This is a genomic window from uncultured Ruegeria sp., from assembly GCF_947489545.1.
In the GTDB taxonomy this organism is placed as follows: Bacteria; Pseudomonadota; Alphaproteobacteria; order Rhodobacterales; family Rhodobacteraceae; genus Ruegeria.
On record NZ_CANLDZ010000005.1, the window covers coordinates 40,319 to 63,439 of the forward strand.

General features: G+C 56.6%; 24 protein-coding genes. 14 read left to right on the top strand and 10 right to left on the bottom strand.

Annotation, left to right across the window (positions count from 1 at the left end):
* Positions 1–37 precede the first annotated feature (37 nt).
* Positions 38–814: an enoyl-CoA hydratase-related protein gene (locus tag Q1B13_RS08825; RefSeq protein WP_299075126.1), complete on the top strand. Its 777-nt coding sequence runs from the start codon at positions 38–40 to the stop codon at positions 812–814.
* 6 nt (positions 815–820) lie between these two features.
* On the opposite strand, the gene bmt is transcribed toward Q1B13_RS08825, so the two are convergent.
* Positions 821–1,834 (bottom strand): betaine--homocysteine S-methyltransferase, encoded by a 1,014-nt coding sequence (gene bmt, locus Q1B13_RS08830; protein WP_299075128.1) that lies wholly within the window; start codon positions 1,832–1,834, stop codon positions 821–823.
* Positions 1,835–1,957: 123 nt separating this feature from the next.
* Positions 1,958–2,278, bottom strand: coding sequence for a DUF1476 domain-containing protein (locus Q1B13_RS08835; protein ID WP_298935675.1), 321 nt, complete (start codon positions 2,276–2,278; stop codon positions 1,958–1,960).
* A gap of 186 nt (positions 2,279–2,464) precedes the next feature.
* Here Q1B13_RS08835 and purC point away from each other — a divergent pair, with 186 nt between their 5' ends.
* The 8 genes from purC (at position 2,465) to Q1B13_RS08875 (ending at position 12,499) form a co-directional block, all read left to right on the top strand.
* Positions 2,465–3,220 carry a phosphoribosylaminoimidazolesuccinocarboxamide synthase gene (gene purC, locus Q1B13_RS08840; RefSeq protein ID WP_298935673.1) on the top strand — a complete coding sequence of 252 codons (756 nt, stop codon included), beginning with the start codon at positions 2,465–2,467 and terminating at the stop codon, positions 3,218–3,220.
* Between the two features lie 145 nt (positions 3,221–3,365).
* Entirely contained in the window at positions 3,366–4,034 is a 669-nt protein-coding gene (locus Q1B13_RS08845) for a MarC family protein (RefSeq protein WP_299075130.1), read from the top strand.
* Positions 4,035–4,157: 123 nt separating this feature from the next.
* Positions 4,158–4,388 (top strand): phosphoribosylformylglycinamidine synthase subunit PurS, encoded by a 231-nt coding sequence (gene purS / locus Q1B13_RS08850; RefSeq protein ID WP_298935669.1) that lies wholly within the window; start codon positions 4,158–4,160, stop codon positions 4,386–4,388.
* Between the two features lie 4 nt (positions 4,389–4,392).
* On the top strand, positions 4,393–5,436 hold the full coding sequence (locus tag Q1B13_RS08855; RefSeq protein ID WP_299075131.1) for a zinc-dependent alcohol dehydrogenase family protein: 1,044 nt from the start codon (positions 4,393–4,395) through the stop codon (positions 5,434–5,436).
* Positions 5,437–5,447: 11 nt separating this feature from the next.
* Entirely contained in the window at positions 5,448–6,116 is a 669-nt protein-coding gene (gene purQ / locus Q1B13_RS08860) for a phosphoribosylformylglycinamidine synthase subunit PurQ (RefSeq protein ID WP_299075132.1), read from the top strand.
* A gap of 36 nt (positions 6,117–6,152) precedes the next feature.
* Positions 6,153–7,931 carry an ATP-binding protein gene (locus Q1B13_RS08865; RefSeq protein ID WP_298935663.1) on the top strand — a complete coding sequence of 593 codons (1,779 nt, stop codon included), beginning with the start codon at positions 6,153–6,155 and terminating at the stop codon, positions 7,929–7,931.
* Between the two features lie 12 nt (positions 7,932–7,943).
* A complete protein-coding gene (locus tag Q1B13_RS08870) occupies positions 7,944–9,278 on the top strand; it encodes a sigma-54 dependent transcriptional regulator (RefSeq protein WP_299075133.1) in 1,335 nt (444 codons plus the stop codon).
* Between the two features lie 476 nt (positions 9,279–9,754).
* Positions 9,755–12,499, top strand: coding sequence for an Rne/Rng family ribonuclease (locus Q1B13_RS08875; RefSeq protein WP_299076619.1), 2,745 nt, complete (start codon positions 9,755–9,757; stop codon positions 12,497–12,499).
* A 58-nt stretch (positions 12,500–12,557) separates the two neighbouring features.
* Here the strand turns inward: Q1B13_RS08875 and Q1B13_RS08880 are convergent, their stop codons facing one another.
* Complete coding sequence (locus Q1B13_RS08880; RefSeq protein WP_299076622.1) at positions 12,558–12,791, bottom strand: sulfurtransferase TusA family protein; 234 nt, start codon at positions 12,789–12,791, stop codon at positions 12,558–12,560.
* Positions 12,792–12,896: 105 nt separating this feature from the next.
* On the opposite strand from Q1B13_RS08880, the gene Q1B13_RS08885 reads away from it, so the two are divergent.
* From Q1B13_RS08885 to Q1B13_RS08900, 4 genes are all read left to right on the top strand, one after another.
* Complete coding sequence (locus Q1B13_RS08885) at positions 12,897–13,649, top strand: cytochrome c biogenesis protein CcdA (RefSeq protein WP_299075135.1); 753 nt, start codon at positions 12,897–12,899, stop codon at positions 13,647–13,649.
* 63 nt (positions 13,650–13,712) lie between these two features.
* Positions 13,713–14,927, top strand: a complete 1,215-nt coding sequence (locus Q1B13_RS08890; protein ID WP_299075137.1) for a hypothetical protein — start codon at positions 13,713–13,715, stop codon at positions 14,925–14,927.
* On the top strand, positions 14,924–16,273 hold the full coding sequence (locus Q1B13_RS08895) for a cytochrome P450 (RefSeq protein ID WP_299075142.1): 1,350 nt from the start codon (positions 14,924–14,926) through the stop codon (positions 16,271–16,273). Before Q1B13_RS08890 ends, Q1B13_RS08895 begins: the two co-directional genes overlap by 4 nt.
* 73 nt (positions 16,274–16,346) lie before the next feature.
* Positions 16,347–17,228 (top strand): fructose bisphosphate aldolase, encoded by an 882-nt coding sequence (locus Q1B13_RS08900; protein WP_299075145.1) that lies wholly within the window; start codon positions 16,347–16,349, stop codon positions 17,226–17,228.
* Positions 17,229–17,254: 26 nt separating this feature from the next.
* Here Q1B13_RS08900 and Q1B13_RS08905 read toward each other — a convergent pair whose 3' ends face one another.
* From Q1B13_RS08905 to fumC, 4 genes are read right to left on the bottom strand one after another with little or no spacing between them, the layout of a single operon-like run.
* A complete protein-coding gene (locus Q1B13_RS08905) occupies positions 17,255–17,857 on the bottom strand; it encodes a DNA-3-methyladenine glycosylase I (protein WP_299075148.1) in 603 nt (200 codons plus the stop codon).
* Between the two features lie 58 nt (positions 17,858–17,915).
* Complete coding sequence (locus tag Q1B13_RS08910) at positions 17,916–18,137, bottom strand: ribbon-helix-helix domain-containing protein (protein WP_298935644.1); 222 nt, start codon at positions 18,135–18,137, stop codon at positions 17,916–17,918.
* Positions 18,134–18,310, bottom strand: coding sequence for a DUF4169 family protein (locus Q1B13_RS08915; RefSeq protein WP_299075151.1), 177 nt, complete (start codon positions 18,308–18,310; stop codon positions 18,134–18,136). Before Q1B13_RS08915 ends, Q1B13_RS08910 begins: the two co-directional genes overlap by 4 nt.
* Positions 18,310–19,704, bottom strand: coding sequence for a class II fumarate hydratase (gene fumC, locus Q1B13_RS08920; RefSeq protein ID WP_299075154.1), 1,395 nt, complete (start codon positions 19,702–19,704; stop codon positions 18,310–18,312). The genes Q1B13_RS08915 and fumC overlap by 1 nt, the downstream gene beginning before the upstream one ends.
* 234 nt (positions 19,705–19,938) lie before the next feature.
* On the opposite strand from fumC, the gene Q1B13_RS08925 reads away from it, so the two are divergent.
* The gene (locus Q1B13_RS08925; RefSeq protein ID WP_299075157.1) at positions 19,939–20,475 is read left to right on the top strand and encodes a hypothetical protein; all 537 of its coding nucleotides are present in this window, start codon (positions 19,939–19,941) and stop codon (positions 20,473–20,475) included.
* Between the two features lie 29 nt (positions 20,476–20,504).
* Here the strand turns inward: Q1B13_RS08925 and Q1B13_RS08930 are convergent, their stop codons facing one another.
* The 3 genes from Q1B13_RS08930 to Q1B13_RS08940 form a co-directional block, all read right to left on the bottom strand.
* Entirely contained in the window at positions 20,505–20,963 is a 459-nt protein-coding gene (locus Q1B13_RS08930) for an SspB family protein (protein ID WP_299075161.1), read from the bottom strand.
* A 76-nt stretch (positions 20,964–21,039) separates the two neighbouring features.
* Entirely contained in the window at positions 21,040–22,293 is a 1,254-nt protein-coding gene (gene chrA, locus Q1B13_RS08935; RefSeq protein WP_299075164.1) for a chromate efflux transporter, read from the bottom strand.
* Entirely contained in the window at positions 22,290–23,105 is an 816-nt protein-coding gene (locus Q1B13_RS08940) for a sulfurtransferase/chromate resistance protein (RefSeq protein WP_299075167.1), read from the bottom strand. The genes chrA and Q1B13_RS08940 overlap by 4 nt, the downstream gene beginning before the upstream one ends.
* Positions 23,106–23,121: the final 16 nt, after the last annotated feature.

The following is a 23,121-nucleotide window of genomic DNA, read 5'->3' on the forward strand; positions in this document are numbered from 1 at the left end:
CAGGGTTCGGCAAAACACGGCGCGAGGGAGGCTTTCCATGGAATACGAAACGATCCTGTTGGACATCACGGATGGGTTGGCAGTTCTGACATTGAACCGTCCTGACAAGATGAACGCGCTGACCACTCAGATGCGGGCCGAGATCACCCATGCGATGAAACAAGCCGCCAAAGACGCCCGGTGCGTTGTGCTGACAGGGGCGGGTCCTGCCTTTTGTTCCGGTCAGGACCTTGGGGATGCATCCAGCACCGGCAAAATCGATCTGGAACGGTCGCTGCGTGACGAATACGAGCCGATGCTAGAGACTATTCACAACTGCCCGGTTCCAACGATTGCTGCAGTAAACGGACCTGCTGCAGGGGCCGGGGCCAATCTGGCGCTGTGTGCCGATGTAGTGATTGCGACGGAAAGCGCCTATTTCCTTCAAGCTTTTGCACGCATTGGCTTGCTGCCAGACGCCGGTGGCACTTGGTTCATGCCGCGTCAGATGGGGCTAGCGAAAGCGATGGGCGCGGCCCTGTTTGCCGACAAGATCAGCGCCCGTCAGGCAGATGAATGGGGCCTGATCTGGGAGGCGATTGCAGATGATGCGTTTGACGCCCATTGGCGCAAGCGGGCCGCGTATCTGGCCAGCGGTCCGACTGCAGGCTTTGGCGCCATCAAACAGGCGTTGCGCGGGACCTATGAAAAGACGTTGCCGCAGCAATTGGCGACTGAAGCTCACTTACAGGGAAATTGCGGACGCACGCGCGATTTCTCGGAAGGTGTTGTCGCCTTTTTGGAAAAGCGCCCCGCAAAATTTGAAGGGCGCTGATACGGTTTAAGCACGACGGCGGCGGCGCGTGCGCCGCTCGGGGGCGGCATCGTCACCGGTGCCGTCGGACGCCGACGAAAATGGCCCCAAAGCATCGGTGATCTGATCCAGAGTTGGGCGATCTGCGCGCGGCACTGAATCGAGGGCTTCGCGCATCTTCTCAAGATGTGCAGGCATGGTGCCGCAGCATCCGCCGATGATCTTGGCTCCGGAATCCCGGGCCATCGCCGCGTATTGCGCCATAAGTTCAGGGGTGCCGTCATAATGGATGTGGCCATCGACATATTTCGGAATGCCTGCATTGCCCTTTGAAATCAGTGGGCGTTCAGTGCCCTGAGCGGCAAAGCCCAGCACTGTGCGCAAGATGTCCGACGCTCCGGTGCCGCAGTTGGCGCCAAAGGCGATCGGCGGGTTGGGCAGCGTTTCCACCAGCAATGCCAGGTCGGCCGAGGTCACACCCATCATGGTGCGCCCGGCGGTATCAAAGCTCATCGTGCCGCACCATGGCATGTCGGCAAGAGCAAAAGCCTCGGCTGCGGCGCGGAATTCTTCGGGTGCGCTGATGGTCTCAACCCAAAGAACATCGACGCCACCATCTTTCAGCGCCTCGGCTTGTTCGTGAAACATCTCGACAGCCTCGGCATGAGACAGGCTGCCAACGGGCTGCATGATCTCGCCGGTTGGGCCGACGGATCCGGCAACCACAACCGGGCGCCCGGCCTTGTCCGCGATGTCGCGACCAAGCTCGGCGCCGGCACGATTCAGGTCAGCGACGCGATTCTGAGCGTCATGCAGTTTTAATCGGGCTGAGGTGCCGCCAAACGTGTTGGTCAAAAACAGATCGCTGCCCGCATCGACGGATCCTTTGTACAAGGACCGGATTTGGTCGGGGGCGTCCACGTTCCAAAGTTCAGGCGCATCGCCGGATTGTAAGCCCATATTAAACAGATTGGTCCCGGTCGCACCGTCAGCCAAAATAGAGTCCGCAGTTTCCAGAAGTTTGCTCAGGGCGTTTGTCATGGGATGTTCCAAAAAATAGGCGCAAAACGCCGTTTTAAATCAGAGACGCCCCGTGTCTCATGACCGGGACGTCAAATCAATTTCATAAAACTCATGAAGATCATGAGTTCCAGAATTAAGGACTCAGGCTTCGGCCTCTGCCATCACTTGCTCTTTGGCTTCAACCAGCAGTTCGAGCATCTTTTCGCGAATTTTTGCTTCATCCGCCAGATCGCCCAAGTAGCCTTTAACAGCCTCGACAACATCGTCTTCGCTGACATTTTGAAGGTCAGCGTGAACGAGTACCTGCCCGTATGCACGCGCTTGTTCGACGGTTTCGCCCTTCAGCGCTGAAGCCCAAACCGCCATAAATCGGTTGCGGCGCATACGGGCAATAAACTGCATTTTTTCATCATGTGCGAATTTGTTTTCAAACGCGGCTTCACGTTCGTCAAATGTGGTCATTGGTTGGGGACCCCTTGGGTTAAACTTCTTTCCTGATGATATGACTATACGAGACCGCAGGTGCAAGGTATTTGCGCTGTGTCAAAGCCTCTCGGTCTTGCGAACTTGCGGGAAAGGGGGGCTTGGACTATGAGGGCGCCACCGGAGAGGGACTCATTCACTCACCCAGGACTGGAAAGGTCGCTTATGGCGCGTCGCAAGAAGATCTATGAAGGCAAAGCCAAGATTCTGTATGAGGGCCCTGAACCGGGCACGATTGTGCAGTACTTCAAGGACGATGCCACTGCGTTCAACGCCGAAAAGAAAGACGTGATCGACGGTAAAGGTGTTCTGAACAACCGTCTGAGCGAGTTTTTCATGACCGGCCTGACCCAGATCGGTGTGCCGACCCATTTTATCCGCCGTTTGAACATGCGAGAGCAGTTGGTGCGCAATTGCGAGATTATCCCGTTGGAAATCATCGTGCGCAACTATGCTGCCGGATCGATGTCCAAGCGTTTGGGTATCGCCGAAGGCACGCAGCTGCCGCGCCCGATCATCGAGTATTGCTACAAAGACGATTCCCTGGGTGATCCGCTGGTTTCGGAAGAGCATATCGCGGCCTTTGGCTGGGCCAGCCAGCAGGATATGGACGATATCCTAAGCCTGGCGCTGCGTGTGAATGATTTCATGAGCGGCGTGATGCTGGCAGTTGGCATTCGCCTGGTCGATTTCAAAATCGAAATCGGACGCGTCTATGAGGGTGATTTCCAGCGCCTGATCGTGGCGGACGAAATCAGCCCCGATAGCTGCCGTTTGTGGGATATCGAAACCGGCCAAAAGCTGGACAAGGATGTGTTCCGCCGCGATTTGGGCAATCTGACCGATGCCTATTCCGAGGTCGCGCGCCGGTTGGGTGTTTTGCCCAAAAGCAACGTGACCAAGCCAACACTAATCAATTGATCCGATTGCAGGCCTGACCCAAATTCAAAAGCGCCGTTTCCAAAGAAGCGGCGTTTTTTGTGTTCGCGTGATCACTTAATTTGGTAATCAGTACGTGCAAGGGGACATTTGCCCGATAAGTTTGGCAAAAAAGGTGACGCAATACATGGCTGAATTCTTTGATCAGGCCGTTTTTCTGAAATTCCTGGCCGCTGTTCTTGCGATCTTCAACCCGCTCTACAACATGCCGATTTTCCTGAGTATGACGCGGGGGTGCTCGGCGCCCGAGCGAAGGCGCGTTGCCCTGATTGTCATGACCTCTGTCACGGTTATTGCGTTGACGGCCGTTTTGATTGGAGAAGAAATTCTTGCTGTTTTTGGTATAGATGTTCCGTCGTTTCGCATCGCGGGCGGGATCATTATCTTCGGGATTGGCATGTCGATGCTGAATGCTGAGGATCGCCCTCCCGGAGATCAGGCGGCCGTTGCAGATGGGCATGAACGTAAGTTCAATTTCGCTGTGGTGCCTTTGGCCATACCGCTGACGATCGGTCCGGGAACAATCGCTATCACCATTGTCTTTTCACATCAGGCAACGCCCGGTACGGAAATTGTGACATTGGGTTCAGCGGTCGTCATTGCGTGCTCGATTGTCGGTCTGGGATTGTTGTTTGCAGATCAGATTTCGCGGTTCCTTGGCGATACGATGATCAATGTTCTGACCCGTATCATGGCGATCTTGCTGGTGGCTGTTGCTGTCGAAATGGTTCTGACCGGCGTGTTCAACGCAATTGACACGCACTATCCGGGTTTGACGACCGGGCAGGGCGCGTAATGGTAGCGCTCGGCCGCTGCGGCAAACCGCACGGTAAACAGGGTTGTCCAATGGCATCAGGCGCGCTATCCCCCGCGCAACGAAATGGGCCCAAACGCGCGGCCCGCAGGTGGAGTTGCGAATATGAAAGCACGGGTGCATGTGATGCTCAAGAACGGGGTGTTGGACCCGCAGGGCGAAGCGGTGCGGCACGCATTGGGCGCCATGGGCTTTGATCAGGTCGAAGGTGTACGGCAAGGCAAAGTGATCGACCTGGAGCTTACCGAAGGCGCGACCGAGGCAGACGTGACCGAAATGTGCGAAAAGCTTTTGGCCAACACCGTAATCGAACGCTACGAAATCGAACTGGTCTGAAGCAATGCGGGCAGCGCGCCTCACCAGCTTTCGCCAGCCACTTGAGGTAAGCACCGTTCCCGACCCTGAACCTGCCGCACATGGCGTTGTTGTTCGGGTGTTGGCGTGCGGTGTTTGCCGGTCGGACTGGCATGCCTGGTCAGGCTCGGACCCTGATGTAGCATTACCCATTACACCGGGGCACGAGTATTGCGGTGAGGTTGTTTCCGTCGGAGCACAGGTTGCCCGGTGGCGCGTCGGGGACAGGGTGATTGCTCCCTTCATTCTGGCATGCGGTCAGTGTGGCGATTGTGCGCAGGGTCATCAGACCGTTTGCGCGGATCAGATCGTACCCGGTTTCACCTGCGACGGCGCGTTCGCCGAATACATCGCTGTTGCTCATGCCGACGCAAACCTGTCGGTTTTACCCGAAACCCTGGCCCCGGAAATCGGGGCGGCCTTGGGATGTCGCGTGACAACAGCCTGGCAGGCTTTGGTGGGGCGGGCGCAGTTGCAAGGCGGCGAATGGCTGGCAGTTTTTGGTGGCGGCGGTGTTGGGGTTTCGGCGCTGTTACTCGGTAAGGCGTTGGGTGCGCGTGTTGCCGTCGTCGATATCGACGATGACAAGCTGGCCTATGCCAAAACACTTGGTGCGGACGCTGTCCTTAATGCGGCCATGTGCAATGCACCTGAGGCAATAAAAGACCTTACTGGCGGCGGCGCGCATGTGGCAATCGAGGCCCTGGGGGTTGAGACCACCACCGTGTCGGCCCTGCGGTCTTTGCGCAAACTTGGGCGTCTTGTCCAGATCGGCATGCCAACGGGAGAACACGCCCAGATGTCACTGCCCATGGATGTTCTGTATTCAGGACAACTGTCCATTTATGGAACACGAGGAATGCCAAGTTGGCGTTATCCATCACTTTTGTCACTGATCTCGGGTGGGGGTGTTGACCTTAGCCCGCTGGTGACACGAAAGATATCACTGAACCAGGTGAGCGATGAGCTTGCCGCTTTTGATACTCCGACACCTCCGGGCGTCGCGGTTGTCACTGATTTTGTCTCTTAGGAGGGTCCGCAATGCGCGCAGCCGTCATCGTATTCCCCGGTTCAAACTGTGATCGGGATCTTGCCGTTGCCTTTGAACAGGCCGGGTTCCAGGTCGATATGGTCTGGCACAAGGACGCGGCATTGCCGGAAGGCATCGACATTGTAGGAGTGCCCGGCGGGTTCTCGTATGGCGACTATCTGCGCTGCGGTGCAATTGCCGCACAATCGCCGATTTGCAAGGCTGTGGTCGATCATACCGAGCGCGGTGGATACGCGGTTGGGGTCTGCAACGGGTTTCAGATATTGACCGAAACCGGGATTCTGCCTGGCGCGCTACTGCGCAATGCGGGTCTGAAATACATCTGCAAGACCGTTGGTCTGAAAGTGGAAACCAGCAACTCGGCCTTTACCGAAGGCTACAATGCCTGCGACGTGATCGGTATTCCCATCGCTCATCACGATGGAAACTATTTCGCCGATGACACAACATTGTCCGCGCTGAAGGATCAAGACCGGATCGCGTTCACCTATACCGAGAATCCGAACGGCTCGGCTGGGGATATCGCAGGCATTTTATCGGAAAACCGTCGTGTTCTCGGGATGATGCCCCATCCCGAGCGCGCGGCAGATGAAGGCCATGGCGGGACCGACGGGGTGGCGCTGTTCCGCGCATTGTCAGGTGTTCTCGCACCGGCGTGACTTGAGATCGGACTGATGCAAGCGTAACTTCTGGGGATGAGTACCGAAGTTAGCTCTGGCTGGTCCAAACTGAAAAACCCGTTCCGGGGTGCTCCACTAGGGTGGCGGTTGCGCGTTGCGATCATTCTTCTTTTGGTGGCCACTGTTTCGACCGTTTGGATCACCAACCGGCTGCTTACGGATCGGTTCACTGAATCTACGCGAAACCGGGCAGAGCTGCGCCTGGCGCTGTATTCCGGCAACCTGCTGAGCGAATTGCGCCGTAACGCGATTGTACCGCAATTGCTGGCGCGCGATCCAACGCTGATCTCGGCGCTGCGGTCCAGCGATTATACGTTATCGACACAGCGCCTGATTTCTTTTGTCGAAGAAATTGGCGCTGCCTCGCTGATGCTTCTGGACGGGGATGGGCGGTCTGTTGCTGCCACCGACAGGAACCGGCTGGGCGAGGCACATCGGAATTCTGCCTATTTTGTGGATGCCATCAGATCAAATTCGACCATCTTTACCGTCATACCAAAGGAATCCGGCGGCTACAGCTTTGTCTATTCACGACGCATTCAAGCCGGATCGGAGATTCTGGGCGTTATCGTCGTAGAGGTCGATCTGCAGAAGTTCGAACGCGCCTGGGCGGGAATTTCAGATGCCGTAATGGTGACCGACAGCACCGGCAACATCATTCTGTCGACCGAACCACAATGGCGTGGGGTGGATGAAAACGCTGCCATGCTGCGCCAACCGCCACAAAACGCGATCCAACGCGCCATTCGGGCCACCACCGATTGGACGGCTCTGCCGCCGGATGCCTATCTTCAGGGTGAGGCAGTGATGCGGATGAAAACGCGGATTCCGTTCCGGGGCTGGCAGATGACGTCGTTCACCACCTATGCGTCGATCCGGGAAAAGGTGAACAGCGTGCTGGCGCTGGAAATCATGGGATTTGCGATTCTTCTGGCGCTGACCTTCTATGCACTCAGCCGCCGCGCGACGCTTCGGATGGCGCTGTTCCAGCGCGAGTCGGCAGAGCTTCGCGCATTGAACGCAAGGCTGCAGCGGGAAATTGCTGAGCGGGAACGGGTTGAAAAGACGTTGGATCTGGCGGAACAGACCCTCGCGCAAAGCTCGAAACTTGCGGCGTTGGGTGAAATGTCCGCGGCCGTCAGCCACGAGCTGAATCAACCGCTGGCTGCAATGAAAACCTATCTTGCTGGCGCGCGTCTGCTACTGCGTCGAAACCGTCCCGAAGAGGCGCTCGCCAGCTTTGGTCGCATTGATGGGCTGATCGAGCGTATGGGCGCGATCACACGACAGCTGAAATCATACGCGCGCAAGGGTGCAGATGCGTTTTCACCAGTAAACCTTGGGGAGGCGCTGGCCTCTTCCCTGTCAATGATGGAGCCGCAGCTGCGCCAACGGGAGGTCAAGATCACACAGATCCTGCCCGAGGACTCGGTTGTCGTGATGGGCGACCGCATGCGGATCGAACAGGTGATGGTGAACCTCTTGCGAAACGCGCTGGACGCCACCAAGTCAGTACCCGAGCCAGATCTGGAAATCATTCTGGCGGCGGGCGAAATGGCGGTGCTGACAGTGCGCGACAATGGTCACGGGATCGAAAATATCGAGAACCTGTTCGAACCCTTCTACACCACCAAGCAGCCCGGCGATGGGGTCGGGCTGGGGCTTGCCATCTCGTCCGGGATCGTGAACGACCATGGCGGACGGCTGACAGCTCGGAACGGCCAATCAGGTGGCGCGGTGTTCGAGATGCAACTGCCGATACTAGGAAGCGACGGCCTTGAGGCCGCTGAATAACGGGGAAGACATATGGCACAAGCCATGAAAATCGCCATCGTAGACGACGAACAGGACATGCGGCAGTCGATCAGCCAATGGCTGGCGCTGTCAGGCTATGACACTGAAACCTTTGGCAGTGCAGAAGATGCACTCAAGGTTTTGGGGCCGGACTACCCGGGCATTGTAATTTCAGACATCAAGATGCCGGGAATGGATGGCATCCAACTGCTGAAAAAGCTGATGGGCGCCGACAGTACACTGCCGGTCATTATGATCACCGGTCACGGCGATGTGCCCATGGCGGTCGAGGCGATGCGGGTCGGAGCGTTTGATTTTCTCGAAAAACCGTTCAACCCGGACCGCATGTCGGAATTGGCGAAGCGCGCCAGCAACGCCAGACGGCTGACCCTGGACAACCGAGCACTGCGGCGCGAGCTGTCCGGCGGCACTCAGATCATGAACAAATTGATCGGTGCCAGCCCGGTTATGGAAAGGTTGCGCGAGGACATTTTGGATCTGGGCCAGGCCGATGGTCACGTTCTGATCGACGGAGAGACCGGGACAGGCAAAACTCTGGTCGCCCATGCCTTGCATGCCGTTGGCAGCCGAGCGGGCAAGAAATTCGTGTTAGTGTCCTGTGCGGCCTTGGAAGAAGAGGCGCTATCAAAGCGTCTGTTTGGCCCAATGATGCCTGAAGATGCGCAACTGCCAGCCATCGAAGAGGCCCGCGGGGGTACATTGGTGCTGGAGGATGTTGAGGCCCTAAGCGATACGCTTCAGGCCAAGCTGCTGAGCGTTATGAACGATCAGGGCACCCCGGCGGAAACCCGGATCGTCGCAATTTCAAACCTTCAGGAAGCGGGAAAAACCAGCGAGGATGTTCTGCGCCCTGATCTGTTCTACCGACTGGCGGCTCTGCGCATCACGATGCCGCCGCTGCGCCAGCGCGGCGAAGACATTCTGACGCTGTTTACGCGTTTGAGCGAGCAATTTGCCGAGGAATATGGCTGTGACGCCCCACAGGTCAGCGCTCAGGAAGCAGCGCAACTGTTGCAGGCGCCCTGGCCCGGCAATGTGCGTCAGCTGATCAACATCGCGGAACGCGCCGTGCTGCAATCGCGGCGTGGTTCGGGTACGATTGCATCCTTGCTGATGTCTGATCACGACGAAATGCAGCCGGTGATGACAACCGAGGGCAAGCCGCTGAAGGAATATGTCGAAGCGTTCGAGCGGATGCTTATCGATAACACAATGCGCCGCCACAAAGGCTCGATCGCGTCCGTGATGGATGAATTGTGCCTGCCGCGTCGGACGTTGAACGAAAAGATGGCCAAGTACAGCCTGCAGCGGTCGGACTATCTCTAACGGGCAAATGCCACGATAACAGCTGCAAGATTTGGAACGCCGGCGGTCTTAACTGATTGCCGGCGATGCAGTTTGCCCATTGTGTTTTCCACAGGACTGCTTTTAATGTGTGCGGACGGGCCTGATCCTTTTTTGCGTCTTTAAGTCCCGAATCAATGAGTTTCGCTGCTTTGCCACAAGTGATGATCGATCTTTCACTGCAAAGCAGACCGATTGTGCCCCGCATGGGGCAGTGGAGTGCCTGAGCCCGACGCGTTGGGCGAAAGGAATAAATGGGCAGGAGGCGGCTTGTATCGCGCCTGTCGGAGAAGAACCGCGATGACGCGCGCGCAACGATTGAGAGAACGGGCAGGGGGCCAGAGCGCCAGACCCTGCCGCGCGCCGTCCGATATCGCCCTGACAAGACACCACCCCAAAAGCGCCTGTCCGCCCGGACGGGTCAGGACAACGCGTTTGGCGCGGTGCACCAAGGACACATGGCTAAGAAAATGCTTATCGATGCCACCCACGCAGAGGAAACTCGCGTTGTGGTGGTCGACGGAAACAAGGTCGAGGAATTTGATTTTGAATCCGAAAACAAACGCCAGCTTGCTGGCAACATCTATCTCGCAAAAGTAACCAGGGTCGAGCCGTCACTGCAGGCGGCCTTTGTGGACTATGGCGGCAATCGCCACGGGTTCCTCGCGTTTTCCGAGATCCATCCGGATTACTACCAAATCCCGGTCGCCGACCGCGAGGCGCTGATGGAGGAAGAACGCGCTTATGCCGAGGCCATGAAGGCTCGGGATGAGGCGGAAGAGTCCAAGCCCAAAAGACGCCGTTCGCGGTCCCGGACCAAAGCGGCGGATGTGAAATCTGAAGATGCTGTCGAGTCAATCGAAGTGTCTTCGGAACCATCTGGCATGGAAACCATCGATCTGGAAGATGGCGAGAACACCGACGAGACGGTTGAAATGAATGTGCCCGAAGGCACCTCACCGGTGGAGCTGGTCGCGGATACACCTGTTGAAGAACCGGTCGATGAAGCAGAGGCTGAAAAATTTGACGACACACCGGCAGATGAGATTGCAGCAGCCCCCGAGGCAGATGCAACTGAGGGTGGCGACGGTGCAAAAGCTGCTGAAGCGGATGCGACAGACGCCACTTCGGAAGAAGTAGAACAGACTTCGGATACAAACGGCAAAAAAGCCGAGGCAGAGGATGCTGACGAGGGCGACGCCCGCTCGGACGCGACCAGCAAGGACGATTCCATCGAATCCGTTGCCGATGAAGACGACAGCGAAGATATCCGTCCGCCGCGCAAGCCGCGCCCGCGCCGGTATAAAATCCAGGAAGTCGTCAAAGTCCGTCAAGTGCTGTTGGTTCAAGTGGTCAAGGAAGAGCGCGGCAATAAAGGCGCAGCGCTGACCACCTACCTGTCGCTGGCCGGTCGCTATTGCGTGCTGATGCCAAACACGGCACGTGGCGGCGGTATCAGCCGCAAGATCACCAACGCACCGGACCGCAAGAAACTCAAGGAAATCGCCTCGGAAATTGATGTACCGACGGGTGCGGGTTTGATTATTCGCACGGCTGGCGCGAAGCGGACCAAATCCGAAATCAAGCGCGACTACGAGTATCTGCAGCGCTTGTGGGAACAAATCCGTGAACTGACCCTGCAGTCCATTGCGCCTGCAAAGATCTACGAGGAAGGCGACCTGATCAAACGGTCGATCCGGGATCTGTACAACCGCGATATAGACGAAGTTCTGGTCGAAGGCGAAGGCGGGTACCGCATTGCCAAGGACTTCATGAAGATGATCATGCCGTCTCACGCCAAGAACGTGAAACGGTACGAGGACGCGCTGCCCTTGTTCGCGCGCTACCAGGTGGAAAGCTATTTGGCGGGCATGTTCAACCCGACCGTACAGCTGAAATCCGGTGGGTATATCGTGATCGGCGTGACCGAAGCGCTGGTGGCCATCGATGTGAACTCAGGCCGGGCGACCAAAGAAGGTTCAATCGAAGAAACGGCGCTTAAAACCAACCTTGAGGCGGCTGAGGAAGTGGCGCGCCAATTGCGGCTGCGTGACTTGGCCGGTCTGATCGTCATCGACTTTATCGATATGGACGAGCGCAAGAACAACTCGGCCGTCGAAAAGCGCATGAAGGACAAGCTTAAGACCGACCGCGCGCGCATCCAGATGGGCCGTATCTCGGGCTTTGGTCTAATGGAGATGAGCCGTCAGCGTCTGCGTCCCGGTATGTTGGAAGCGACAACTCAGCCATGCCCAGCGTGTCATGGGACAGGTCTGATCCGGTCCGACGACAACATGGCGCTGTCGATCTTGCGCCAGATCGAAGAAGAAGGCACCCGTCGTCGTTCGCGCGAGGTTTTGGTGCGCTGCCCGGTCAGCATCGCCAACTTCCTCATGAATCAGAAACGCGAACATATCGCTCAGATCGAATCCCGTTACGGCCTGTCTGTGCGTGTTGAGGGCGATCTGCATCTGGTGAGCCCGGATTTCTCGATGGAGAAGTTCAAGACGGCGAGCCGGATCGTACCCGAGGCAACGGCACCTGTCGTCTCAGTGGATGCATCACTGATGGATCTGGTGGATTCAACTGACGAGGAAGAGGCCGAAGTCGCGGGAGAGGCCGTTCAGGCAGAAGACGAGACCAAGCCCAAGCGCAAGCGCCGTCGTCGTCGTCGGAAAAAGAATGGCGGAGGAGCAGACGCTCAGGACGCTGGATCCGAAACCGGCGATGCGCCGGCTGAAGACGGAGAAACTGCGGCTGAACCCGCAGAGGCAGCCGAGACGGATGCTCCCGCGGAACCGCAGAGTGAAGACGAGGCCCCAGCCAAGCCGAAAAAACGCCGAGCGCCGCGTCGCAAGAAAAAAGAGGCCGAGCCCGTTGCGGCTGACGCTGTGACCGAGGCGGACGCCACGGCCACGCAAGAGGTCGCGCCAGAGCAGGCCCCTGAACCCGTACAACAGCCTGTTGATGAGCAGCCTGCGCCTGAACCGGAAACAGCGGCCGAGCCTGCGGAAGAGGCGCCATTGGTTGCCGAAGCAACGCCCGAACCTGTCGAAGTTGCGGACGTGGCTGAAGTTTCGAACGAAGAAAGCGTAGAAGAAACACCTGCCGAGCCCGTGCTTGCAACGACCGCTCCCGAACCCGAAAAACCCAGCGAACCCGCCAAGCCTAAACGGCGAGGCTGGTGGTCCTTGGGCCAGTAGTCAAACAAAAAGGCGGGCCAGCGTGTCCGCCTTTTCTTTTGCACGCCCCGGCAACCTGTCAGCCTGATTTTTGAATGAGATAGATCTGATGCCCGTCGGCATCTTCCCGAGACACCAGATGATGACCGCTTTCGACGCAAAAATGCGGGACATCGACGATCGCGGCAGGATCGTCAGCCAATACGCGTAAAACAGCCCCAGCAGGCATGGATTTCAGGCGTTTGCGAGCCTTCAGGACGGGCAGTGGGCACAGCAGGCCAAGGGCGTCCAGCGTTTCGGTCGGGTTTGACATGGGGATCAAATATTTCCACTTTGCCATGGTGTCCAGCGTGCAACCACGATGATGTGACCGATTGGACCCGTGACGGCGACGCATCGATACCATATGTGCTGATCTATGTTCGGAATAGAAATCATCGATGCGGGTCTGCTTCCTGCCATGTTCGTCGCCTTGATTGGCGGGCTCATCAGCTTTTTGTCGCCTTGCGTGCTGCCCATTGTGCCGCCGTATCTGGCCTATATGAGCGGTGTGACGATCAACGAAATGCAGGATGAAGCCCGCGCGCGTCGCAAGGCAACCTTGTCAGCGCTGTTCTTTGTTCTGGGTCTGTCCACAGTCTTTTTGTTGTTGGGCTTTACGGCGTCGGCTTTCGGAGCATTTGTGCTGCAAAACCAGGTGCTGTTTGCCAAGATATCGGGCGCCGTGGTGATTGTCTTTGGCCTGCATTTTCTGAATGTCTTCCGAATTCCGCTGTTGGACAGGGAAGCCCGTGTTGAGGCCGGCGATTCCGGTGGATCTGTGTTTGGCGCATATATTCTGGGGCTTGCCTTTGCCTTTGGCTGGACGCCGTGTATCGGCCCGCAACTGGGCGCGATCCTCTCCTTGGCCGCATCCGAGGCGTCAGTCGCGCGGGGCACACTGCTACTTGGTGTCTACGCTGCAGGGCTGGGGATTCCGTTCCTGCTAGCGGCGATGTTCTTGAACCGTTCGATGACCGTCATGAACCGGATCAAACCCTATATGGGCACGATCGAAAAGGTCATGGGTGCGCTGTTGCTGTTTGTGGGCATCATGCTGGTCACGGGGCTGTTCACCGAGTTCAGCTGGTGGCTGCTAGAAACCTTCCCCGCGCTGGCAGTTCTGGGTTAAATCGCGAAGCCACCTTACCTTGGCCGCAATGCTGCGTTAACCTGTGCGGTAGAAGGTAAGGCCATGAGCAGTCAGACAAATCCCCCTCAGGTGCATAGGCGCCGGGTGTTCTATATACCCGGATATGACCCGATGCCTCCGCGGCGATATCGCGAGTTGTATCGAACCGAGTCAGGCCTGCAGGCGGCAATTTCCGGCTACGATATTTCGATTTCGCCAAAGTCCGGCGACGGTCCTTTCGGTTGGCGGGTGGTGTCCTTTCAGGACGGGATGCAGGTCCAAACGGATGTCGACGTCCTGGCCTGGTCCGATATCGTTCAGGACAGTATGTCTGGATCGGTTCCCGCGACCTACCTGCAATTGGCGCATACTGCGTGGATCTACCTGTCGACCGGTGCGTTGGGGCGGTTAGTGCGTTTGCGCAAGGGGCCCGTGATCGCGGCGCTGTATCCCGTGGGGATGTTGTTGACGCAACTTTTGGCTGCGCTTTTGGTGGCTTGGGGCATCACAGCTTTGTTGTGGTCCTTGGTCGGATGGTTGGCCTTGGTGCCTGCGCTTGCTGCGGCCTATGGATTGTTACGGTGGTTCCGAAAGATCGATAACCGCCTGCTTGCCTATTATCTGATGCATGACTACGCCTATTCGGCCCAGTCGAAAGGCGAAACCTCGGCAGAGTTGCAGAAGCGTCTGGATAGCTTCGCTGGTTTGGTGCAACAGGCACTGCAAACAGAGGTGGACGAAGTGCTGATTGTGGGGCACAGCTCGGGCGCACATCTGGGTGTGTCGGTCTTGTCTGACCTGATCCGCGACCACCGTGTGCAGGAGAACGGTCCGGTTCTGTCCTTCCTGACCCTGGGGCAGGTGGTGCCCATGGTCTCGTTCCTGCCCAAGGCGCACCGCTTGCGGGCAGATCTTCAGTTTCTCTCAAACAGCGATAACCTAACCTGGGTCGATGTTTCTGCACCAGGTGATGGTTGCGCTTTTGCGTTATGCGATCCGGTGTCCGTCAGCGGCGTGGCCGGGCCGTGCAAAAAATGGCCACTGGTCCTGTCAGCGGCTTTCACCAAAACCCTTTCACCCGAGCGCTGGAATGCGTTGCGTTGGCGGTTTTTCAGGCTTCATTTCCAGTATCTCTGCGCCTTCGACCAGCCCGGCACATATGATTACTTTCGTATCACAGCTGGCCCGCAAACACTGGGCGAACGTTTCAAAGGGCGCACACCGTCCAAGTCACGCATCGAGGCGTCCGTTTCGAAATACACCTCGGTGGACGCATGAACCCACCCAAACCGCAGCCACGCCCCGATAAGGTCTCGCTCTGGCGGTATCTGAGGCTGTTCAGGCAGGATCTACTGTCAGCGCAGCCCCAACGCCTGTATCGTGCGTGGATGGCTGAATTCCGCACGCCGTTCTTCCGATCTTACATGGTCAACCAACCGGACCTAATTGAAACCGTTCTGAAAAAGCGCCCGGACGACTTTCCCAAATCTGGCCGGATCAGCGAAGGTTTGCGCCCGTTGTTGGGCGACTCCGTATTTTTGACCAATGGTGCGGTATGGAAACGCCAGCGCAGGATCATTGATCCTGCTTTTGAGGGTGGACGCCTCAAAGACACGTTCCCGGCCATGCTTTCAGCCGCTGAGTCCTGTGTCGAACGTTTGCGTCCGCATGTTGGAACGCAGATCGAATGCGAGGGGATCACCAGCCATGTGGCCGCAGATGTGATATTTCGCACTTTGTTTTCGGTTCCGATCGAACATGAGGTCGCGGCGCAAGTTTTTGAGAAGTTTCGCGCCTATCAACGCGAACAGCCTCTGCTGAATCTTGCGGCGTTTGTGCCGGTGCCACGGTGGTTGCCTCGGTTTCATTCACGCAAAACGCGTAGAAATGCACAGGAAATTCGAAAGCTGATCGCAAAGCTCACCTCAAAACGTGCCGATGCAATTGCGGATGGAACTGCACCGGATGATCTGGCGACCAAGATCATGACTACTCCTGATCCAATGACAGGTCAGTGTTTTGAAACCCATGAGATGATTGATCAGGTTGCGATATTCTTTTTGGCCGGGCATGAAACCAGCGCGTCGGCCCTGGCCTGGACGCTGTATCTGATGGCGCTGTATCCCGACTGGCAGAACAAGGTCGCAGCCGAGGCGCAGGCGCTGGACGATCCCACATTCGCGACCATGTCCAAGCTAAAAATCAGCCGCGATGTGTTTCGTGAAGCGCTGCGGCTATACCCTCCGGTTCCGATGATGGTGCGTGAGGCCGGATGCGCGGAAAAGTTCCGAAACCGGGACGTGCCAAAGGGATCGCAGATTGTTATCAGCCCGTGGCATCTGCACCGGCAAGAGCGGCTGTGGGACAACCCGGACGGCTTTGATCCGTCCCGCTGGGCCACCGAGATTGGCAAGACCTGCCAACGAGAGGCTTACATCCCGTTTTCTACTGGTCCCCGCGTCTGTACTGGCGCCGGATTTGCCATGGTCGAAGGGCCGTTGATCCTGTCGATGCTACTGCGCCATTTCAAATTCGAAACAATCAGCGGTAAAACGCCGGTTCCGGTCGCTCATTTGACGGTTCGGTCCAAGGATGGAATTTGGTTGCGGCTGGTTGAGCGCTAACAATCTACCATCGTTGATCCACGTGCTGTATGCGGGTGAGGAAATCGGAATCAGTATTGAACGGGAAAGCATTATGTCCAAAGCAGAACAGCGCGCGCAGATGTCCAACGGAGCAGGTTTTATCGCAGCACTGGATCAAAGTGGCGGATCGACACCCAAAGCGCTGGCGCTCTATGGGGTAGAAGCGTCCGACTATAGCTCGGACGAAGAAATGTTCGGCGAAATCCAAAAGATGCGGGCAAGGATCATTCTGGCGGATGATTTCACCAAGGATAAAGTCATCGGGGCAATCCTGTTCGAACGCACATTGGGCGAGGAGATCGATGGCCGCAAAGTGGCTGACTATCTTTGGTCGGTGAAAGGCATCGTTCCGTTCCTGAAAATCGACAAAGGTCTGGAAGAAAAGGCCAATGGTGTTCAAGTGATGAAACCGATCCCGGGGTTGGCCGAGACCTTGGCCAAAGCAGACGGCGTTTTTGGCACCAAGGAACGGTCTGTCATCCACGAAGCCAATGCCGAAGGCATCGCCGCCGTCGTGTCACAACAGTTCGATGTTGGGCGTGAGGTGGTCAGGGCGGGCATGATTCCAATCATCGAGCCCGAAGTGAACATTCATTCAGAAACAAAGGCCGCGGCAGAAGACATTCTGAAGGTGGAACTTCTGAAGAACCTTGATCAGCTGGACGACGATCAGGATGTCATGTTGAAACTGACGATCCCCAGTCAGGCGAACCTGTATGACGAGGTCGCTGATCACCCACGCGTGCTGCGCGTTGTGGCCCTTTCTGGGGGATATTCGACGGAACAGGCCTGTAACCTTTTGGGTCAGAACGGCAAGATGATTGCATCCTTCTCGCGTGCGTTGACCGAAGGCTTGGCTAAACAGCAATCCGATGCGGAATTCAACGCGGCGCTGGGTGGAAACATTAACAAGATCTTTAGCGCGTCCGCGTGATCTCTGGCGCCCTTCAGGGCGCCTGTTTACTCCGGTTTGATGAATTCGCGGCGCAGTTTTGATGCCTTTTCGCGCATGACACAGCCCGTGCCGTGATCATTGACCAACCCCATCGCCTGCATGAAGGCGAATACGGTGGTGGGGCCAACAAATTTCCAACCGCGTTTCTTCAGGTCTTTCGACATCGCCACGGATTCTGGCGAGGTTGATGCGGTTTGTGGGTCTGGCGGTGTCTTGGATTCGTATTGCCAGACATAAGCCGCCAAAGATCCTTCTGATGCGATCAGCTCCTGCGCGCGGCGGGCATTGTTGATCACAGCTTCGATCTTGCCGCGATGACGTATGATGCCTTTGTCTTGTAACAGGCGCTCTACATCCGCATTAGAAAACGCGGCCATTTTGTTGAAATCAAATCCATAAAACGCGTTTCTAAAATTCTCGCGCTTGGACAGGATCGTGCGCCAGCTGAGGCCGGACTGAAAACTCTCAAGGCACAGCTTTTCGAACAGCCGCTGATCATCGGCCACCGGATAACCCCACTCGTTGTCATGGTATTCGAAGAATTCCGGCGCAGATTGACACCATGCGCAGCGGGGTTGCCCATCCGGGCCAACTATAGTCTCGCTCATGAATGTACCCTTTTTGTTCTCACTATCCTAAACTCAGGATCTGGACCAATGCAAGGGGTCATTGCCGTTCGCTATACCAGTTTAGGATGAACACACGAATGGCCGACGCCAGACCGGTTTCTGGATCGCGCGCCACATCAATTTCCGCAGCCAACACATTGATTGGAATATTTTTCTGCTTGGCGATATTCCGGAATGCCTGCCAGAATTCATCCTCTAGCGAGACCGAGGTCCGGTGACCTTTGAGTGTCAAAGAACGTTTGATCGGACGACCGCTCATTCTTCCAACTCGTGATTATCCAGGTCGCGGCGTGTCTTGCCGTCTCGCTGCTTCACAGCGTCTTTCTCGGCCTGTGACAGGCCGAATTTCACAGCATTTTCGTCTGCACGGGCCTTTTTCTCGGCCCGTGCCTTTTCTTTTCGATACCGGTTCAAGTTGACCGGCTTGCCCATCAGTCTTTCGGACCGATCATCTGTTCAGGACGGACAACCGCATCAAAGGTTGCTTCATCGACAAAACCCAGCGCGATGGCCTCTTCCTTCAGGGTAGTGCCGTTCTTGTGCGCGGTTTTGGCGACGGTGGTGGCGTTGTCGTAGCCGATGGTTGGGGCTAGCGCTGTGACCAGCATCAGCGATTCCTTCATCAACTTTTCGATGCGCGGCTCATTGGCCTGAATGCCCAGCAACATCCGCTCAGTAAAGCTGTCAGCCGCATCACCCAGCAGCTGGATGGACTGCAACAGGTTGTAAGACATCATCGGGTTATAGACATTGAGCTCGAAATGCCCCTGGCTGCCGGCAAACTTAATGGCGGCGTCATTGCCCATCACGTGGGCCGCAACCTGAGTCAGCGCTTCGGCCTGCGTCGGGTTTACCTTGCCGGGCATAATGGACGAGCCGGGCTCGTTTTCCGGCAGAACCAACTCACCCAGACCCGAACGTGGGCCCGAACCCAGGAAGCGGATGTCATTGGCGATCTTGTAGCAACTGCCTGCAATCGTTGCCAAAGCGCCTGACAGGAAGACCATGGCGTCATGGGCGGCCAGCGCTTCGAACTTGTTCGGCGCGGTGACGAAGGGCAGGCCGGTGATGTCGGCCATGTGGCCTGCCACAGACTCGCTCCATCCTTTTTGCGTGTTCAGGCCGGTGCCCACCGCGGTGCCGCCCTGGGCCAGCTCATATATTCCCGGCATGGCGGCCTGAACCCGGCCGATGCCCTGACGGATCTGATGAGCGTACCCGCCAAATTCCTGCCCCAGTGTCAGCGGCGTTGCATCTTGCGTATGCGTACGGCCGATCTTGATGATGTCTTTGAACTCGTCTGCTTTTTGCTCAAGCCCAGACGCTAGTTTTTCCAACCCCGGCAGCAGCACATCACGCACGCTCATCGCTGTGGCGATATGCATGGCGGTGGGAAAAGTGTCGTTCGACGATTGGCCCATATTGCAGTGATCATTAGGGTGAACCGGGTCTTTTGAGCCGATCACGCCGCCGAGAATCTCGATCGCACGATTGGCGATTACTTCGTTCGAGTTCATGTTCGATTGGGTGCCCGACCCGGTTTGCCACACGACCAGAGGGAAGTTGTCGTCAAACTTGCCCTCAATCACCTCACCTGCGGCGGCAATAACCGCATCTGCGATTGTAGCGCCCAGGTTGCCTGTTGCCTTGTTCTGCATGGCACAGGCTTTCTTGATTACGCCCAGCGCACGCACGATGGCGACAGGTTGTTTTTCCCAACCGATCGGGAAGTTCATGATCGAACGCTGTGTCTGTGCGCCCCAGTATTTGTCGGCGGGAACCTCCAGCGGGCCAAAGCTGTCGGATTCGGTGCGGGTTTGAGACATCGGTCACTCCGTCTGGTATGCAATCGTATGCCGTTTAGCCCCAGTAAATCTGCGATGCAATCGGCAAGTTGCGCGCACCATAAACACAGGGACGTCAAAGGTATAGGCACGTGGGTGCGTCATTTTTATTGTCCCAGCTTCAGAATGCGCCATTGTTAACCGTACCCGCTTGGCTACAATGTCAGGACAGCCGATTTGGAGAACTAAATGCTCGTATCTCAACGGATTTCACCCATGAAAGTTGCCACATTTACTGCTGGACTTCTGCTTTGGGTCGTCGTGCTGGGCAGTACCGTGCGGGCCGCTGAAATCACCCCCTTTATCGGCAGCTATATCGGCTCGGCTGATGTTGTTGATGTTGATGGAACCGCCACGCCCCGGGATATGAGCGTATCCATTCATGAAACTGCAAAAGGATTCAACGTCAGTTGGAAAACAACGACGTATAAGTTGGATGGCAGGGTGAAAGAGCAAAAGTTCTCGGTTGATTTTCAGCAATCTGATCGCCCCGACGTGTTCTCGGCGGCCATGAAAAGAAACGTGTTTGGGCACGAGGTCCCGCTTGACCCGATCAAAGGCGAGCCATTTGTCTGGGGTAGGATTGATGGGCAAACACTGACTGTGTTTTCGTTGTTTATCAACGAGCAGGGCGGCTACGAGTTGCAACAATTCGACCGCACCCTAACGGATGGTGGTCTGAACCTTGCCTTTACGCGTTTTATCAACGGCGAAAAGTCTCGATCCGTCGAAACCTTCCTGATGAAACAATAAGCCCCGCGTTGCGCAGGGCTTAGTTGGTCTTACTTTCGGAAGCTGTCCAGTGACACCACGTCTGCGTCGTGATGCTCGTCCTCTTCCTCAACCTCAATCATTTCCTCGACAACGGGGTCTTCGTCTGCTTCGTCTTCAGGGCTTTCAAATCGTAGGCCGAATTCTACGGACGGGTCCACGAAGGTCTTTATTGCCTCATACGGGACATAAAGAGGTTCTGGCTTGTCACCGAAGTTCAGCGTGATCGCAAAGCCGTCATCTCCAACGTCAAGGTTGTCGAACCAATGCTGGACAACAATTGTCATCTCTTCTGGATATCGCTCGCGCAGCCAGTCTGCGATATCCACGCCTTCTTCTCGCGTGTCGAAAGTGATGAAGAAATGATGAGACCCGGGCAAGCCGGTCTCAGAAACCCCGGTCAGAACAGTCTTGATCAACCCGCGCATGGCGGTGTGCATCAGGTTTCCATAGTCGATGTCTTGCGACATGTGTCATCCTCGAAAGTGGTTGGACTCAGCATAGGGGTTTTGTTCGGAAACGAAAGGGCGCGTATGACCGGATTGATCAGATAAAATGTGCAGCCAATCCAGCAACTGCCATCAGCATCAACACAGTCGCCATCCCGAGTTTCATTCGGAAAATCAACACACCGGCGACAAGCGTCAAGGCAAGTGCCGTAAAGTCCAGACTGCCGACATCCGGGACAGGAAGTGCTACTGGGCCCCATGACATTCGCGGAACGGATCCGAACAGAACGTTCAGGGCAAACCACAATGAAAGGTTGAGAATCACGCCCACGACGGCCGCGGTGATTCCATGCAATGCTGCAGACAGCCGGGGGCGGGTGGCCAAGCGGTCAAGATATGGGGCCGCCAGAAAAATCCAAAGGAAACAGGGAACAAATGTCGCCCAAAGCGCTACGGCTCCGGCTGCGAGCGCCAGCGAGAGACCGCCATTCATCTGTCCGGTCAGCATCGCCACAAATTGGGTGACCAGAATAAGGGGGCCGGGGGTGGTTTCCGCCAGCCCAAGCGCGTCGATCATCTGATTGGTGCTGATCCAGTGATACTGATCGACCACAGTTTGCGTCATGTAGGCGAGAACCGCATAAGCCCCGCCAAAGGTTACAACAGCCAAACGCGCAAAGAACCAGCCCAAATCACTGAGCAGCTGTTGCCCGGTGATGTTGAGCAAAAACAAGGGGCCCAGCCACAGCGTCAACCAAATGACGGTTGTCCGCACGGGTCGCGCCAAGCTTGGGGTTGCGGGTGTTTCGATCACGGGAACCGTGCCCTTGAAGGACACATACCCCCACACAGCAGCAGCCAGAATGATAAGCGGGAAGGGGAGGTTCAGCAGAAAGATCGCAATAAATCCCAGCCCTGCAATCATCCGATGCTCAACATCCGTCAATGCCTTGCGTGACAGGTTGCGTAGGGCCTGTAGGACAATCACGATGACAGTCGCTTTGATCCCAAGGAATGCAGACTGAACAACTGGCAGACTACCAAATGCTGCATAAAGTGAGACCAAAACAGCGATCACAATGGCCCCGGGCAGAACAAAGAGACTGCCGGCAATCAGGCCACCGCTCACACCGCGCATTTTCCAACCCGCATAGGTCGCCAGCTGCATCGCCTCGGGGCCCGGCAACAACATGCACAGCGACAAGGCCCGCAGATATGATTGTTCGTCCAGCCAGGGTCGGCGTTCAACAAGCTCTTGATGCATCAGCGAGATTTGCGCCGCTGGGCCGCCAAAAGACAGCAGACCGATGCGCCCAAACACTTGGATAAGCTCTTTCAATGTTGGCGTCATGGCTTGCGACCTGTGGGCCAGTCGTGACCTTCATCAAACCCATCGCGCGCCCAACGATACAGCGCATCGTAAAGGTTCATGCCCGCGTCGAGGTTTTCGTGATCGTCACGGAATTGGCGTGACAGTCCAACGGAAACGGCGAGCAACCCAGCCGCTTCGGGCGCCAGATCATGTCTGTTGGTGTCCGCAGCCCTGATCACACGTGCAAGTCGGTCCAAAGCGGCAGACGAGAGGCTGAATTCCTCCAGCAATGTATCAAACGTACATTTGTCGCCACGATGGGTCCAAAAGGTGTTTTCGACGTCAAAGGGGATGGCATCAAATTTCTCAGCTACGCTTTCAACCTCGTCCGGCGCAACGAACAAGAAACGGGCGTTGGGATCAATGAACCGCCGGATCAGCCAAGGGCATGCAATCCGATCGATCTTTGGCCGATGACGGGTCACCCAGACTGTTCCGCCGGCCGCCAGTGCGGGTAGGGGGGCAACAGGGATGCGCAACGCCTCTGGTAGGTCGCGCCACGCATACATCCCGCCTTCTAGATATTCGGCTGAATGGCCTTCACTGCGCAGCCACGAGACAATTCCCTGACTCAGCTTTTTGCCTTTTTGACAAATGATGACACTCGGGCGCCCCGAAAGCAGCCGAACCAGCCCGGGTATGTCGGTTGCCGGGTGCCGGATCGACCCTGGGATCAGAAACGGATCGGCTTCGAAATCTTCATCGATACAAATATCGACCAGCACTGGTGCTTGCGGCGTGCCGATCAAACGCAGCAGTTGTCTGGGAGCAATTGAGTTTGGCGATGCCATGGCATGTTTCCTTATA

What these genes read in the sequence shown, in the direction of transcription:
- Q1B13_RS08825 (WP_299075126.1), top strand. Translation starts at nt 38, where the DNA reads ATGGAATACGAAACGATCCTGTTGGACATCACGGATGGGTTGGCAGTT.
- bmt (WP_299075128.1), bottom strand. Translation starts at nt 1,834, where the DNA reads ATGACAAACGCCCTGAGCAAACTTCTGGAAACTGCGGACTCTATTTTG.
- Q1B13_RS08835 (WP_298935675.1), bottom strand. Translation starts at nt 2,278, where the DNA reads ATGACCACATTTGACGAACGTGAAGCCGCGTTTGAAAACAAATTCGCA.
- purC (WP_298935673.1), top strand. Translation starts at nt 2,465, where the DNA reads ATGGCGCGTCGCAAGAAGATCTATGAAGGCAAAGCCAAGATTCTGTAT.
- Q1B13_RS08845 (WP_299075130.1), top strand. Translation starts at nt 3,366, where the DNA reads ATGGCTGAATTCTTTGATCAGGCCGTTTTTCTGAAATTCCTGGCCGCT.
- purS (WP_298935669.1), top strand. Translation starts at nt 4,158, where the DNA reads ATGAAAGCACGGGTGCATGTGATGCTCAAGAACGGGGTGTTGGACCCG.
- Q1B13_RS08855 (WP_299075131.1), top strand. Translation starts at nt 4,393, where the DNA reads ATGCGGGCAGCGCGCCTCACCAGCTTTCGCCAGCCACTTGAGGTAAGC.
- purQ (WP_299075132.1), top strand. Translation starts at nt 5,448, where the DNA reads ATGCGCGCAGCCGTCATCGTATTCCCCGGTTCAAACTGTGATCGGGAT.
- Q1B13_RS08865 (WP_298935663.1), top strand. Translation starts at nt 6,153, where the DNA reads ATGAGTACCGAAGTTAGCTCTGGCTGGTCCAAACTGAAAAACCCGTTC.
- Q1B13_RS08870 (WP_299075133.1), top strand. Translation starts at nt 7,944, where the DNA reads ATGGCACAAGCCATGAAAATCGCCATCGTAGACGACGAACAGGACATG.
- Q1B13_RS08875 (WP_299076619.1), top strand. Translation starts at nt 9,755, where the DNA reads ATGGCTAAGAAAATGCTTATCGATGCCACCCACGCAGAGGAAACTCGC.
- Q1B13_RS08880 (WP_299076622.1), bottom strand. Translation starts at nt 12,791, where the DNA reads ATGTCAAACCCGACCGAAACGCTGGACGCCCTTGGCCTGCTGTGCCCA.
- Q1B13_RS08885 (WP_299075135.1), top strand. Translation starts at nt 12,897, where the DNA reads ATGTTCGGAATAGAAATCATCGATGCGGGTCTGCTTCCTGCCATGTTC.
- Q1B13_RS08890 (WP_299075137.1), top strand. Translation starts at nt 13,713, where the DNA reads ATGAGCAGTCAGACAAATCCCCCTCAGGTGCATAGGCGCCGGGTGTTC.
- Q1B13_RS08895 (WP_299075142.1), top strand. Translation starts at nt 14,924, where the DNA reads ATGAACCCACCCAAACCGCAGCCACGCCCCGATAAGGTCTCGCTCTGG.
- Q1B13_RS08900 (WP_299075145.1), top strand. Translation starts at nt 16,347, where the DNA reads ATGTCCAAAGCAGAACAGCGCGCGCAGATGTCCAACGGAGCAGGTTTT.
- Q1B13_RS08905 (WP_299075148.1), bottom strand. Translation starts at nt 17,857, where the DNA reads ATGAGCGAGACTATAGTTGGCCCGGATGGGCAACCCCGCTGCGCATGG.
- Q1B13_RS08910 (WP_298935644.1), bottom strand. Translation starts at nt 18,137, where the DNA reads ATGAGCGGTCGTCCGATCAAACGTTCTTTGACACTCAAAGGTCACCGG.
- Q1B13_RS08915 (WP_299075151.1), bottom strand. Translation starts at nt 18,310, where the DNA reads ATGGGCAAGCCGGTCAACTTGAACCGGTATCGAAAAGAAAAGGCACGG.
- fumC (WP_299075154.1), bottom strand. Translation starts at nt 19,704, where the DNA reads ATGTCTCAAACCCGCACCGAATCCGACAGCTTTGGCCCGCTGGAGGTT.
- Q1B13_RS08925 (WP_299075157.1), top strand. Translation starts at nt 19,939, where the DNA reads ATGAAAGTTGCCACATTTACTGCTGGACTTCTGCTTTGGGTCGTCGTG.
- Q1B13_RS08930 (WP_299075161.1), bottom strand. Translation starts at nt 20,963, where the DNA reads ATGTCGCAAGACATCGACTATGGAAACCTGATGCACACCGCCATGCGC.
- chrA (WP_299075164.1), bottom strand. Translation starts at nt 22,293, where the DNA reads ATGACGCCAACATTGAAAGAGCTTATCCAAGTGTTTGGGCGCATCGGT.
- Q1B13_RS08940 (WP_299075167.1), bottom strand. Translation starts at nt 23,105, where the DNA reads ATGGCATCGCCAAACTCAATTGCTCCCAGACAACTGCTGCGTTTGATC.